The following is a 12,632-nucleotide window of genomic DNA, read 5'->3' on the forward strand; positions in this document are numbered from 1 at the left end:
CACTCAATCGCTCGACCCTGTCGGCTGGGCCGGTCTGGTCGTTGCGGCGATCGTGTTGATCGCTGCGCTCGCCTGGGCGTCCCTGCGCGTGCCCCCGCGGCTCCTCCTCGGTCTCGCTCTGGCGCTGTCGCTCCTGCAGTTCTTCGGCCCACTCGGATTCATGTCGGGTGCCCTCTTCATCCAGGCCGGACTCCTCCCGGGACTCCTAGTGCAGTACCGTCTGCTCCTTCGCCGTTGGTGGCCCGTAGCCCTCCTCGCACTCATGGTGTGGCAGCTGGTCTCTGTTGCATGGTCGTTCTCGTTCGGCTCCGCCGCGTACGGCGTGCTGACGAGTGCTGCACTGCTGACCTTCGTCCTGCTCACGCTCGCGGCTGTGGACTCCGGTGCCGGACTCGTCAAAGCGCTGTGGATCCCGGCCCCGATCGTCGTCGCGCAGGCGCTGCTCATCATCTCGTTCCGGGCCTTCCCTGCTCTTGAAGAGACATACCTGCGGTCATCCATCGCACGCGTCCTCAGCGAGCCCGGGGTGGACGTGCTCTACGCGGGCGGGTACGAGAACGTGCTCGATCCAGGCAAGGCGGGAGGGCTGCTCCTCAACGGCAACACAGCGTCGCTCTTGATGGCGCTCTGCGCCTGCGTGCTGCTGGCTGCCGCGCTCGGCGAAGCGGCGGTGAATCGCACATTCGTCGGCATCGCAGGCCTGGCGCTTGTCGCGTCAGTGGCGACCGGTTCGAAGACCCCGCTCGTCTTGGGGCTCGTGTTGCCGGTGATCGTGCTCGTTCTTCTGGTCGCCCTCCGGCGTCCTCGGCGGGGCCTCTCTATGGGGGCCGGGGTTGCCATCCTCGCGGCTTTGGTGCTGGGCGCGGTGTGGTGGGTGCGACCATCGACATTCGACGAGGCCGTCCGGACGACGCAGGAGCGATTCGTCCTGTGGGGGCTCGTCTTCGAGCAGGTCCCTCAGCATCCCTTCTTCGGCCTCGGATTCGGCAACTGGCGCCAGCTCATGGTGGACCGAGTCGTGAACAATCCGCAGCTGGCCGGCGACCCCACTCTCCGCGTACTGCCACCCCACAATTTGCTCCTGCAGGCGTGGGTGGACGCCGGCATCGTGTCGTTCCTCCTGACCGCAGTCCTCGCCATCCTGCCGATCGTGATCGTCATCCACTCGCTGGTGGCGGCGAAATCAGAGCCGATCCTCTCGAAGGTGAATCTCGCACGCTGCAGCGTGCTGTTGGGTCTCTGCTGGACGTTCCTTCACGGCATGACGGACACGACGATATTCTCCGGTGACAATCACACCCTGGGCTGGTACGGAGTCCTGGTGGGGCTCGCACTCGCGCTGCGCAGTGTCGATGGCGCGGCGGATCGTGCCGAGAGCATCGAGGTGACGAATCAGGCCGCCCCCCACGGCCGCTGATGCGTCAGCATTCGGGCTACAACGGAAGCGGAGACCCGACGCGTCCGCTGGATCGTCCGACGGCTCTTGAGCCCATGTTGCACGAGTAGCGCGAGCCCCTGACCCGCCCCCACGACGGCGTCGCGGCCCCGGCCCGTGCGCACGGCGTTCGCAAGAATCATGACGTACAACAGGATCGCCCGGGGGATGGCCCGGGTTGCCACGGTGAGCGGCAGGTTCCGCCAGAACAGCGTGGGCAGGTTCCGGAAGGTTTGGCGGGTCGTGAAGCCCGGCACCTTCGCGCTCGAGGCGCCCCGTGCATGGTAGGCGCGAGCTTCTTTCACGTACTGGAAGGTATGTCCTTTCAGCTGGCCTCTGAAGCTCAGGTCGACGTCCTCGAAATAGGCGAAGAACCGCTCGTCAAAGACGCCCACGTCTCGGAAGAACGTCGTTCTGTAGAGCGTGCCACCGCCCGAGGCTCCGAACACCGGTCCGCTCTCCGGTGCAGCCGCGGTGCGGTCACCGCGGTTGCGGGGGTAGGGCATACCCCACCACGAGAAGAAGTCACCTGTGCTGTCGATGGTCTCGCCATCGCCGCTGAGGAGGAGGCCGGTCGCGACGGAACTTCCGGTGACGACCATACGGTGCACGAGTTGTGACACCCACTCCCGCTCAGGGAGGGCGTCATTGTTGATGAGGGCAACTGCGTCGTAGCCGGCGTCGAGCGCATAGGCGATCCCGACGTTCACACCTCCGGAGAAACCGAGGTTCTCGCTGTTTCGTAGAAAGGTGATCTGCGATGAGTCCTCGAGGGCGGTCAGCCGACGGATGCTGTCATCAGTCGAAGCATTGTCGACCACCACGATGTCCAGCGAGGGGTAGTCCTGGGCGAACAGGTGCTCCAGGCACGAGATGGTGTCGTCGATGCCGTTCCAATTCAGGACGACGGCGAGCACGCTGAGCTCCGATTGCATGCTCATGACGCGTCCCGCTGAGCCCAATACCCCGGCAATCGCATCCTGAGGGACGCGCGCAGGGAGATGGACTGGGCGAGCCGGGCCAAGGGCACAGTCCGCCTCGGCAGCCCTTTCCCCTCGCGCCACCCTTCCGCGCGGCCGATGAGCGACTGCAGATCTCGATCGCGAATCGCGCTGAGCATGCACACGAGCGCCTCCGTGAAGGCGGCGCGAAGGGCGTAGCGGCCGCGGAGCACGCCGTATACGCGGAGCGTGTAACCGCGCCCGAATCCGGCGAGTCGACGCTGCCGTCGCGAACCGCGCCCGGCGCTTGCTGCACCGATATGCGAGCCGAGCGCCCGCGGAATTGACGCGCACGCCCACCCGCTGGCGGCGAGACGGAAAGCCAACTCGAGCTCCTCGCCGTACATGAAGATGTTCTCGTCGAGGAGGCCTACGTCTTCGATAGCCGTCCGGCGGTATCCAGCGAGGGCTCCGTATGGCCCGATCGAGATCGGATCGTTCGAATCGACGCGCTGCGCGTCTGCGCCGTGGAACCGGACGAATCCCGCAAGTGTCGGGTCCGCAGTCACTCCGTATGCGTCGACGCGACCGTCCGGCTGGAGAAGAAGCGGAGACGAGCTGCCGGCGCGCTCATCCCGAGCGAAGGAGCGAGCAATGGTCTCGGCCATGTCTGGTGCCGCCTCGACATCGCTGTTGACCAGGATCACGACTTCGCCATGGCCAGCGCGAATACCGGCATTGCACGAGCGTGCGAATCCGGAGTTCTCGTCGTTCCGCAGAACTGTCACGCCCGGGAAGTGAGCCTCGATCCTGTCGGCCGTGTCATCAGGCGACGCATCGTCAACGACGAAGACGGTCACAGGGTGGGACTGGGAGAGCAGGCTGTCGATGCAGGGTTCGACGTGAGTCCACCCCCCGTACACAGGGACCACCACGTCTACTGACGGCAAAGACATATTGGAGTCAGGCATCGGAGACATCCTGACACAGCGCGGCGAGACGACTTCCTGATCGCCACGCGGGCGCGGACCCTTCGCGTACACTCTGGACCGGGGGTCCCGGCGGGTGTCGGGAGTGGCGCTTCGTCATCGGGGGAGCGCCCGTCTTGCAGCACGTCCCCCATCCGACCGCATCAGAAATGGGGATCGATCGTGTCGTTCAAGAAGAGCCGCCACCACCTACGCCCGAAGATGCGGCTCGCGGGAGCAGTGCTGGTCGCCGTCGCTCTCACCGTCGGCTCGGTCGCCTGCGCCCCGGAGCCGTCTGTGACGGCTGAGACGCCCACGCCGAGTGTGCAGCGCTCGGCTTCCGCGAAGCCTCTGTCGCTACCACGCACGGCTCGGGCCGAGGCGACCGTCGATCACTGGCGGCTCGCGGCGCCCGAGGCGATCGCCGAAGTCGCCCCCGAGGTCGGCTACGCCCGCGCCGGTGCACTGGCGCTCGGCATCGACGCCCCTGTCATTCGGAAAGCGCAGGAGGCGGCGTCCGCTTCTGTGGACGTTCAGCCCGGCACGGTCTACGACTTCTCTGCGTGGGTTCGCGTGGCTTCCGTGAAGGCGCTCTCGCTGCCTGCCTCGTTCACTGTCTCGACGTCGAGCATCGGTCTCGGCAAAGTCGACTCCAAGTGGAAGCGCATCACAGGCACGTACACCACCGGCGCGGCGGAGCACTCCCTCCGGGTGGGGGTCAAGGTGACCGGTGCCGTGCGTGGAATGTCCGTAGACGGTGTCTCACTCATCGCCCGTTCGGGGACCGCTGCGGGGGTTGATGTCGTCCCCAACGGTTCGTTCGAGGGCGTCGGAGCGAAGCGTGGCATCCTCAATCGTTCGCTCGTCATGACCACCCGTACGGCGTCGGTCGCCGTCGCACTCCCGGCGGGAACGACCACCTGGGAGGCGAAGCGGTCAGGAAAGCGGGCTGCCGGCGGGTCGGTCAAGTCGTCCTCGAAGATCACCGCGCTGCCGCTGTCCGGTCTCGCCCAGGGGCTGTACTCGCTCACGGTCAAGGCCAGCGACAAGAAGACGGTCTCGACAACGATCGCGGTCGTCGACAGCCCGAATCCGTGGATCACGCTGGATCGTCGCTTCGGAGTGGGCCTGCACGTCGAGAACGCGATCTATCGGGATTCCGGCCGGCACGCCCGCGCGCTGGGGATCGCGGAAGCTCGGAACGACATCTATTGGCAGCTCGTCGAGAAAAAGAAGGGTGCGTACGACTGGAACGTCTACGCGGCTCCGCTCGACCGGCTCGCGGCGCAGGGCGTGAAGACGTTGGGCATCGTCGGCTATGGCAACGCCCTGTACGGCAATCAGTACGCTCCGCGCTCGAAGGCGGCCATCGCTGCTTACGGGAAATACTCCGCGGCCGTCGCGAAGAGGTTCGACCTCGTGGGCATCGAGGTTTTCAACGAGTTCAATCACAAGCCGAAGAATCCTTCGGGCTGCACCACCGCGGCCTGCTACCTGCCTCTCCTTCGGGCGGTGGACAGCAGTGTCGGGAAGGTCGATCCGAAGCTTCCCATCGTGGCTGGGTCGACCGCCCGTTATGACGCGAAGTGGTTTGATGACCTCTGGAAGCGAGGCGGGCTGAAGCACGCGGATGCGGTCAGCTTCCATCCCTACGAGACGACTGGGAACCCCGAAGCGCTGACGGGCATCATGTCGAAGTCGCGCGCGAGTATGAAGAAGTTCGGCAAGGCCAACCGACCGGTGTGGGTGACGGAGCTTGGTACGTCCTCCCGCACCGGCAACCGAACCCAGACTGAGCAGGCATCGGTTCTCATGCGATCCTCGGTGACCGCCCTCGCGAGCGGTGCCAAGCAGTTCTACTGGTACGACCTCATCAACGATGGTCCGAATCCGCGCGATCAGGAAAGCAACTTCGGGCTCTACGAGCACCCGAAGAGTTCCGTGGCCGGCCTCGCCCCCAAGCAGGCGGGTTTCGCGCAGGCCCTCACAATCACCCAGTTGGGGGGCCGGTCGTACCGAGCGGCTGACAAGGCTGGCGCCGGTGTCGTGTCGCGCGCGTTCGGACCCGCCAACGACACGGTCCGCGTCGTCTGGTCCCCGAAGGGCAAGAAAACTGCGACCATCAGGACGACCTCACCGGTCGTCGTCGTCAACTTCGACGGTTCGAGTCGGACCGTCAAGCCGAAGAGCGGAGTCGTGAAGGTGCAAGTCACGACGAACCCCATCTTCATCCGCAGCGGCAAGGCCACGGCAGGTGTGACGAAGTAGCTCGAATGCGCGCAGGACGACCCGGTGCATGCGTGCATCGGGGCGTTCTGCTGGGCGGCCACACCGAGGAGGAGGTCGTCGTGCGGGCCGGACGCCTCAGGGTGATGTGGAAGAATCCCCTGGGCGTTCAGCGTGCGAGTCGCGGCCCGACACATCTCCCCACCACCACTCGCGAACAAGGACAAAAATGACTCCGCCGACGCGCCGCGAAGCACGCCTGCAGCGAGAAACTGATGGCACCCGGCAGAAACTGACGACTCGACGCCGTGTCGGCATCATCGTCGGCGCGGTCGTCGTCGCTCTCCTTGCTTGCGCGGTGTGGATCGGCTTCAAAGCACTGAGTGTGAAGGGGTCTCTAGAGTCCGCGCAGTCCGCGTTGGCAGCTGCGCAAAGCGGGGGGGACATTCCTGAGGCGATCGAAGCGTTGAGCGCCGACGCGGGGGATGCGGCCGCGGCCGCGAATGACCCCCTCTGGCGTGCCGCTGAGATCGTGCCGTTCCTGGGCGACAACCTCCGCGCCGTTCGAGTCGTCTCCGAAACGCTGGACGCCGTCGCCAACGACGTCGGGGGTCCCATCTTCGCCCTCCAGTCGGATGGGGAGGGGGCACTCCTCCGTCGGGCGCTTCCGATGCTCGAGGCGCAGACGCCACGCCTGCAGAGCCTGGCAGGAGAAGTGAGTGCGCTGTCTGACAACACCGCACTCGTCGGCCCGGTGGCGGACGGCGTCGCGCAGGTCGATGAGGTGCTCACGGCGATCGGGCCGACACTCGACATCCTTCCCTCCCTGCTGGGCGCTGACGGCGCAAAGAACTATTTGCTGGTCTTCCAGAACAATGCGGAGACGCTGGCGTTGGGGGGCTCCGCGGCTTCCGAGACGATGATCCGCGCCGACAATGGCGACCTCGCGATCACCGGCCAGGCGAGCAGCGCGATCTTCGACCGTGACACGCGGTCGATCGGCGTCGAGATCCCCGAAGGAACGCAGGCCATCCACGGGCCCAATTACGGCAAGCGCGTCAACCTGTCGACCAGTCGCCCTGACTGGCCGGGTGCGGCGCAGATGGTCGCAGCATTCTGGAACAGAACGATCGATGACACCACGATCGACGGAGCCATCTCGATCGACCCCATCGCTCTCTCGCGCATCCTCCTCGCCACTGGGCCCATCACCGTCCCAGGCCCAGACGGCCCTTTCGAGCTGAACAGCGAGAACGCCGTCGACGTCCTGCTCAGCAAGTCCTACGAATGGTGGGATGCCTACACGCCGGCCGGCGCGAAGGCATCCGACGCATTCTTCGCGACTGTTGCCAGCTCGGTGTTCACCGCGATCTCTTCGGGGAACGTCAACATGAAGGACATGGTCTGGGCCATCACCGAGAGTGCACAACAGGGGAGTGTGTACGCCTGGATGGCGGACGACAAGGCGCAGACGATGATCGAGAACGCCGGACGCATCGCAGGCATCCTTCCGAGGGACAACTCCGACACGACGACCATTGGGATCTACCCGCGCGACGTATCCGCCTCGAAGATCGACTACTACCTCGACGCGACGGTCGGGGCGACGATGAGCTGCGCAGACGGCGAAACTCGGGTGACGGGGACGGCGACCTTGAAACTCGATCTGTCGCAAGAGCAGGCGGATTCGTTGCCGGATTATGTGAAGAGCTTCGACAACGGCAGCGATTTCTTCTCCAAGCACGTCTTCATCTACGCGCCTCCGGGCATGGAGCTTGAGAGCGTCGACATGCAGGGCGACCGAGTCTCCACGTTCCGTGAGGGCAACGATGATCTCGGCCGTGTCGTCGCCCCCTTCCAGGCGCGCCTCTCGCCGGGGGAGTCGATGACCGTGACGGCCACCTTTGTCGGCACCGGCGACTTCGGTCCCCTCGACGTGCGCACGACGCCGACGGTCCGCGGCACCGATGTGACGGTCGACGACACCTGTCGCTGAACCCCGTAACCTGCCTGTTACGCAAATCGCGTTAGTATCGGCTTTGAGGTTGCTGAGCGTTCGCGTTCGGCGGGGGACCTCTGTTCCGCCGAGGGGGGCTCATGAAGAAGGCTGAGACGCGCGCGCGCACCGCAGCGAGAGTGGTGCGCGCACGGCGCTCCAGCCGTGATTGGCCCCGCCTGTACGGGCGCGGGCTCGTCGTCACCGACGCTCTGGTCATCCTCCTCACCCTCGCGATCTTCCGCGCCGCGGTCGTGCCGCCCGAGCCGATCGTGCTCACCTGGCCCGATCCCGACGACTCATGGGGCTGGTTCCCGCTCGTGATCGTCGGAGCACTCTGGCTCGCGTTCCTCACGATGGCCGAGAGTCGTGAGCGTCACATCGTCGGCAATGGTTCGACGGAGTACCGCCGCGTCGTCAACGGCTCGGTGATGATGCTGGCGGTGCTCATCGCCGTCGCCTTCTTCTTCCGGCTCGAGGTCCAGCGGGCGCTCTTCCTCATCGCAATCCCCGTCGGGATCGGTCTGCTCGTCCTCTCGCGCTGGGGGATGCGGCAGTGGCTGCGTCGCCAGCAGTCAGCCGACAAGTACGTCTACCGCACGGTCGTCATGGCCGAGCCTGAGAACGCGGCACACGTCATCGAGTCCATCCGGCGCACGCACGGCACGGGCTTCGACGTCGTCGGCGTCGTCACGAGCGGCCGTCCCTCCGAGAGCATCCGCGGGGTCCCCGTGATCGGCGGGTTCGGCAACGTGATCGAGGCCTTCGACATCGCCGACGCCGACACCCTGATCATCGCGGGCAGCGACGAAATCGACCCCCGCGCGATGCGGCGCATCGGGTGGGAGATCGCCGACCGTGACGCCAACATGGTCGTCGCGCCCGCACTCACCGACGTGGCGGGTCCCCGCATCCACGCGACCCCTGCCGCCGGACTGCCGTTCATCCACATCGAATACCCGCAGCTCGAGGGCGGCAAGCGGTTCTTCAAGCGAACGTTCGACATGATCGGCTCCGCTCTGCTCATCGCCCTCGCGAGCCCGATCATGCTGATCACCGCCATGGCGATCAAGGCAGACTCCTCAGGCCCCGTGTTCTACCGCCAGGTGCGCATCGGCCGCGGTGGGCGCGAGTTCGGCATGATCAAGTTCCGTTCGATGTCCCAGGACGCCGATGATCAGCTCGCGAGCCTCCTCGACCTCCAGGGCAAGAGCGACCAGCCGCTGTCGAAGGTCGTCGACGACCCGCGCATCACGCCGGTGGGCCGCTTCATCCGCAAGCACTCCATCGACGAGCTGCCGCAGCTGTTCAACGTCCTCCTCGGCCACATGAGCCTCGTGGGTCCCCGTCCGCAGCGCGACCACGAAGTGGCTCTCTATGACGACGACGCGCACCGCCGCCTGCTCGTGAAGCCCGGGATGAGCGGCCTCTGGCAGGTCAGCGGGCGGTCCTCGCTCGACTGGGAGGACGCTCTGCGCCTCGACCTCTACTACGTCGAGAACTGGTCGTTCGTGCAGGACCTGCACATCCTCCTGCGCACCGTGAAGGCCGTCGTCGCGCCCGGCGCGACCGCCCACTGAGCCCCGTAGTGCATCGCGACACGCCCGGGTTTGCGACACGCCCGGACGGCACGTAGACTGTACAGGTTCCACATTCCTGCGCTTGCGCGCGGGATCACTGCCAGGGCAGTGCATAGGCGAGCAGCCTAGGCCGCGGGCAGCAGAACATCACATCCCCACACCCCACCCGGAAACGGATCCGCACGCGTGCGTGCGTGGGGGAGAGGATGCCGCGGGTCCTCCCGCGGATTGACATCAGAACAGCGGTGCAGCAACCCCGCCTCCGGGTGGGAAGAAGTGCCCGGCGCGACAGCGCCCCGTGCGTCCAATGCCCCCGAGGTACGACGCGAGAAAGAGAGTGAGCAGACAATGGCGGGACAGAAGATCCGCATTCGCCTGAAGTCGTATGACCACGAGGTCATCGACTCGTCGGCACGCAAAATCGTCGACACCGTGACCCGTGCGGGCGCGACGGTCGTGGGCCCGGTGCCCCTTCCGACCGAGAAGAACGTGATCGCAGTCATCCGTTCGCCCCACAAGTACAAGGACAGCCGCGAGCACTTCGAGATGCGCACCCACAAGCGCCTCATCGACATCATCGACCCGACGCCCAAGGCCGTCGACTCGCTGATGCGTCTCGACCTCCCGGCCGACGTCAACATCGAGATCAAGCTCTGAGGTCGATCATCATGGCTGACATCAACTCCAAGGTTTCCAAGGGCCTGCTGGGCACCAAGCTCGGCATGACCCAGGTCTGGGACGAGAACGGCAAGGTCGTTCCCGTCACCGTCATCGAAGTCGCCCCCAACGTGGTGACCCAGGTGCGCACGCCCGAGCGCGACGGCTACAACGCCGTGCAGATCGCTTACGGCCAGATCGACCCCCGCAAGGTCAACAAGCCGCAGACGGCCCACTTCGAGGCTGCCGGTGTGACCCCGCGCCGCCACCTCACCGAGGTGCGCACGGCGGATGCCGCTGACTACTCACTCGGTCAGGAGCTCACCGTCGATGCCACCTTCGAGGCCGGCCAGCTGGTCGACGTCGTCGGCACCAGCAAGGGCAAGGGCACCGCGGGTGTCATGAAGCGTCACAACTTCAAGGGCGTCTCCGCTTCGCACGGTGCGCACCGCAACCACCGCAAGCCCGGCTCGATCGGCGCATCGTCGACCCCGAGCCGCGTCTTCAAGGGCATGCGCATGGCCGGCCGTATGGGTGGCGAGCGCGTGACCGTCCTCAACCTCACGGTGCACGCCGTCGACGCCGAGAAGGGTCTGCTGCTCGTCAAGGGCGCCGTCCCCGGTGCTCGTGGCCGCATCGTCTACGTCCGCAACGCAGTGAAGGGTGCCTGAACATGGCTGACTCGACTCTCGCGCTCGACGTCGTGAAGGCCGACGGCTCCAAGGCCGGTTCCGTGAACCTGCCCGCCGAGGTCTTCGACGTCAAGACGAACATCCCCCTCATCCACCAGGTCGTCGTCGCGCAGCTCGCGGCGGCTCGCCAGGGCACCCACTCGACCAAGCGTCGTGGTGAGGTCTCCGGTGCCGGCCGCAAGCCCTTCAAGCAGAAGGGCACGGGTAACGCCCGCCAGGGCTCGATCCGCGCGCCGCACATGACCGGTGGTGGCATCGTCCACGGTCCGAAGCCGCGCAACTACTCGCAGCGCACCCCCAAGAAGATGGTCGCCGCCGCCCTGCTGGGCGCGCTCAGCGACCGCGCTCGGGGCAGCCGTCTGCACGTCGTCGACTCCTTCGGCATCGAGGGTGCACCGTCGACCAAGGCCGCCGCTGCGGTGCTGTCGGCGCTCGCGCCCACCAAGAACGTCCTCGTGGTCATCACGCGTGACGACGAGCTGAGCGTCAAGAGCGTCCGCAACCTCGCGTACGTCCACGTGCTCACGTTCGACCAGCTCAACGCCTACGACGTGCTCGTCTCCGACGACATCGTCTTCACCAAGGCCGCCTACGACGCGTTCGTCGCCGCGAAGGCCGGCTCCACCGAGGAGGTCTCGGCATGACCAGCGTCAACAAGGACCCGCGCGACATCATCCTGAAGCCGGTCGTCTCCGAGAAGAGCTACGGGCTCATCGACGAGGGCAAGTACACGTTCCTCGTGGACCCCCGCGCCGACAAGACCGAGATCAAGCTCGCCATCGAGAAGATCTTCGGCGTCAAGGTGGCTTCGGTGAACACGCTGAACCGCCCGGGCAAGGCCCGCCGCACCCGCTTCGGCACCGGCAAGCGCAAGGACACCAAGCGCGCCATCGTGACCCTGAAGTCGGGCACCATCGACATCTTCACGGCCGTCGGCTGACAGCTGGGATAGAGGACTAGAGACATGGCTATTCGCAAGTACAAGCCCACGACCCCCGGTCGTCGCGGTTCGTCGGTCGCCGACTTCGCTGAGATCACGCGATCGACGCCCGAGAAGTCGCTCCTTCGCCCGCTGGCGAAGACCGGTGGTCGCAACAACCAGGGCCGCATCACGACCCGTCACATCGGTGGTGGCCACAAGCGCCAGTACCGCGTCATCGACTTCCGTCGCAATGACAAGGACGGCATCAACGCCAAGGTCGCTCACATCGAGTACGACCCCAACCGCACCGCGCGCATCGCGCTGCTGCACTACTTCGACGGTGAGAAGCGGTACATCCTCGCCCCGAACAAGCTGTCGCAGGGTGACATCGTCGAGTCGGGTGCCGGCGCTGACATCAAGCCCGGCAACAACCTGCCGCTGCGCAACATCCCCACCGGTACGGTCATCCACGCCATCGAGCTCCGCCCCGGCGGCGGCGCGAAGATGGCGCGTTCGGCCGGCGCGTCGGTCCGCCTCGTCGCAAAGGACGGCCCCTACGCGCAGCTGCGTCTGCCCTCGGGCGAGATCCGCAACGTCGACGCGCGCTGCCGCGCGACCGTCGGCGAGGTCGGCAACGCCGAGCAGTCCAACATCAACTGGGGCAAGGCCGGCCGCAACCGCTGGAAGGGCATCCGCCCGACCGTGCGTGGTGTCGCCATGAACCCGGTCGACCACCCGCACGGTGGTGGTGAGGGGAAGACGTCCGGTGGTCGTCACCCCGTCACTCCTTGGGGCCAGGCTGAGGGTCGTACCCGCCACCCCAACAAGGAAAGCGACAAGTTGATCGTTCGCCGTCGCAACGCCGGCAAGAAGCGGAAGTAGGAGTAGAGGAAGATGCCTCGCAGCCTGAAGAAGGGCCCCTTCGTCGACGAGCACCTGCTTCGCAAGGTCGTCTCGCAGAACGAAGCGGGTTCGAAGAACGTCATCAAGACCTGGTCGCGCCGTTCGATGATCATCCCGGCCATGCTGGGTCACACCATCGCGGTGCACGACGGACGCAAGCACATCCCCGTGTTCGTGTCCGAGACCATGGTCGGCCACAAGCTGGGCGAGTTCGCGCCCACCCGCACCTTCCGCGGCCACGAGAAGGACGACAAGAAGGGCCGTCGCCGCTAACGCGGTGACGCTCTCAGAGAGAGGAAGAGGAGGAGACAA

The 12,632-nt window shown here is 66.0% G+C and carries 12 protein-coding genes; 10 read left to right on the forward strand and 2 right to left on the reverse strand.

All coding sequences use genetic code 11. The annotated features are described in order from the left end of the window. The first annotated feature begins 52 nt into the window (after positions 1-52). Complete coding sequence (locus tag KZX17_RS06525; protein ID WP_248170023.1) at positions 53-1,417, forward strand: O-antigen ligase family protein; 1,365 nt, start codon at positions 53-55, stop codon at positions 1,415-1,417. On the opposite strand, the gene KZX17_RS06530 is transcribed toward KZX17_RS06525, so the two are convergent. Further along, entirely contained in the window at positions 1,393-2,352 is a 960-nt protein-coding gene (locus tag KZX17_RS06530) for a glycosyltransferase family 2 protein (protein ID WP_248170022.1), read from the reverse strand. The two genes, KZX17_RS06525 and KZX17_RS06530, sit on opposite strands and share 25 nt — an antisense overlap. Before the next feature lie 20 nt (positions 2,353-2,372). Continuing rightward, a complete protein-coding gene (locus tag KZX17_RS06535) occupies positions 2,373-3,347 on the reverse strand; it encodes a glycosyltransferase family 2 protein (RefSeq protein WP_248170021.1) in 975 nt (324 codons plus the stop codon). Between the two features lie 237 nt (positions 3,348-3,584). Between KZX17_RS06535 and KZX17_RS06540 the strand changes: the two genes are divergently transcribed. The 9 genes from KZX17_RS06540 (at position 3,585) to rpsS (ending at position 12,593) form a co-directional block, all read left to right on the forward strand. Beyond that, positions 3,585-5,612, forward strand: a complete 2,028-nt coding sequence (locus KZX17_RS06540) for a cellulase family glycosylhydrolase (RefSeq protein WP_248170020.1) — start codon at positions 3,585-3,587, stop codon at positions 5,610-5,612. Between the two features lie 28 nt (positions 5,613-5,640). After that, complete coding sequence (locus tag KZX17_RS06545; RefSeq protein ID WP_248170019.1) at positions 5,641-7,566, forward strand: DUF4012 domain-containing protein; 1,926 nt, start codon at positions 5,641-5,643, stop codon at positions 7,564-7,566. Positions 7,567-7,667: 101 nt separating this feature from the next. After that, the gene (locus KZX17_RS06550) at positions 7,668-9,146 is read left to right on the forward strand and encodes a sugar transferase (protein ID WP_248170018.1); all 1,479 of its coding nucleotides are present in this window, start codon (positions 7,668-7,670) and stop codon (positions 9,144-9,146) included. Between the two features lie 348 nt (positions 9,147-9,494). Further along, positions 9,495-9,803: a 30S ribosomal protein S10 gene (gene rpsJ / locus KZX17_RS06555; protein ID WP_018171443.1), complete on the forward strand. Its 309-nt coding sequence runs from the start codon at positions 9,495-9,497 to the stop codon at positions 9,801-9,803. 11 nt (positions 9,804-9,814) lie between these two features. Next, the gene (gene rplC / locus KZX17_RS06560) at positions 9,815-10,474 is read left to right on the forward strand and encodes a 50S ribosomal protein L3 (RefSeq protein WP_248170017.1); all 660 of its coding nucleotides are present in this window, start codon (positions 9,815-9,817) and stop codon (positions 10,472-10,474) included. A 2-nt stretch (positions 10,475-10,476) separates the two neighbouring features. After that, positions 10,477-11,139, forward strand: a complete 663-nt coding sequence (gene rplD, locus KZX17_RS06565) for a 50S ribosomal protein L4 (RefSeq protein WP_248170016.1) — start codon at positions 10,477-10,479, stop codon at positions 11,137-11,139. After that, the gene (gene rplW, locus KZX17_RS06570) at positions 11,136-11,435 is read left to right on the forward strand and encodes a 50S ribosomal protein L23 (protein ID WP_248170015.1); all 300 of its coding nucleotides are present in this window, start codon (positions 11,136-11,138) and stop codon (positions 11,433-11,435) included. Before rplD ends, rplW begins: the two co-directional genes overlap by 4 nt. 24 nt (positions 11,436-11,459) lie before the next feature. Further along, on the forward strand, positions 11,460-12,299 hold the full coding sequence (gene rplB / locus KZX17_RS06575; RefSeq protein WP_248170014.1) for a 50S ribosomal protein L2: 840 nt from the start codon (positions 11,460-11,462) through the stop codon (positions 12,297-12,299). Positions 12,300-12,311: 12 nt separating this feature from the next. After that, complete coding sequence (gene rpsS, locus KZX17_RS06580; RefSeq protein WP_248170013.1) at positions 12,312-12,593, forward strand: 30S ribosomal protein S19; 282 nt, start codon at positions 12,312-12,314, stop codon at positions 12,591-12,593. The last annotated feature ends 39 nt before the right edge of the window (positions 12,594-12,632 follow it).

This window comes from Microbacterium sp. EYE_78 (genome assembly GCF_023149035.1).
Taxonomy (GTDB): Bacteria; Actinomycetota; Actinomycetes; order Actinomycetales; family Microbacteriaceae; genus Microbacterium.

What these genes read in the sequence shown, in the direction of transcription:
- rplC (WP_248170017.1), top strand. Translation starts at nt 9,815, where the DNA reads ATGGCTGACATCAACTCCAAGGTTTCCAAGGGCCTGCTGGGCACCAAG.
- rplB (WP_248170014.1), top strand. Translation starts at nt 11,460, where the DNA reads ATGGCTATTCGCAAGTACAAGCCCACGACCCCCGGTCGTCGCGGTTCG.
- KZX17_RS06545 (WP_248170019.1), top strand. Translation starts at nt 5,641, where the DNA reads ATGCGTGCATCGGGGCGTTCTGCTGGGCGGCCACACCGAGGAGGAGGT.
- KZX17_RS06550 (WP_248170018.1), top strand. Translation starts at nt 7,668, where the DNA reads ATGAAGAAGGCTGAGACGCGCGCGCGCACCGCAGCGAGAGTGGTGCGC.
- rpsS (WP_248170013.1), top strand. Translation starts at nt 12,312, where the DNA reads ATGCCTCGCAGCCTGAAGAAGGGCCCCTTCGTCGACGAGCACCTGCTT.
- rplD (WP_248170016.1), top strand. Translation starts at nt 10,477, where the DNA reads ATGGCTGACTCGACTCTCGCGCTCGACGTCGTGAAGGCCGACGGCTCC.
- rpsJ (WP_018171443.1), top strand. Translation starts at nt 9,495, where the DNA reads ATGGCGGGACAGAAGATCCGCATTCGCCTGAAGTCGTATGACCACGAG.
- KZX17_RS06535 (WP_248170021.1), bottom strand. Translation starts at nt 3,347, where the DNA reads ATGCCTGACTCCAATATGTCTTTGCCGTCAGTAGACGTGGTGGTCCCT.
- rplW (WP_248170015.1), top strand. Translation starts at nt 11,136, where the DNA reads ATGACCAGCGTCAACAAGGACCCGCGCGACATCATCCTGAAGCCGGTC.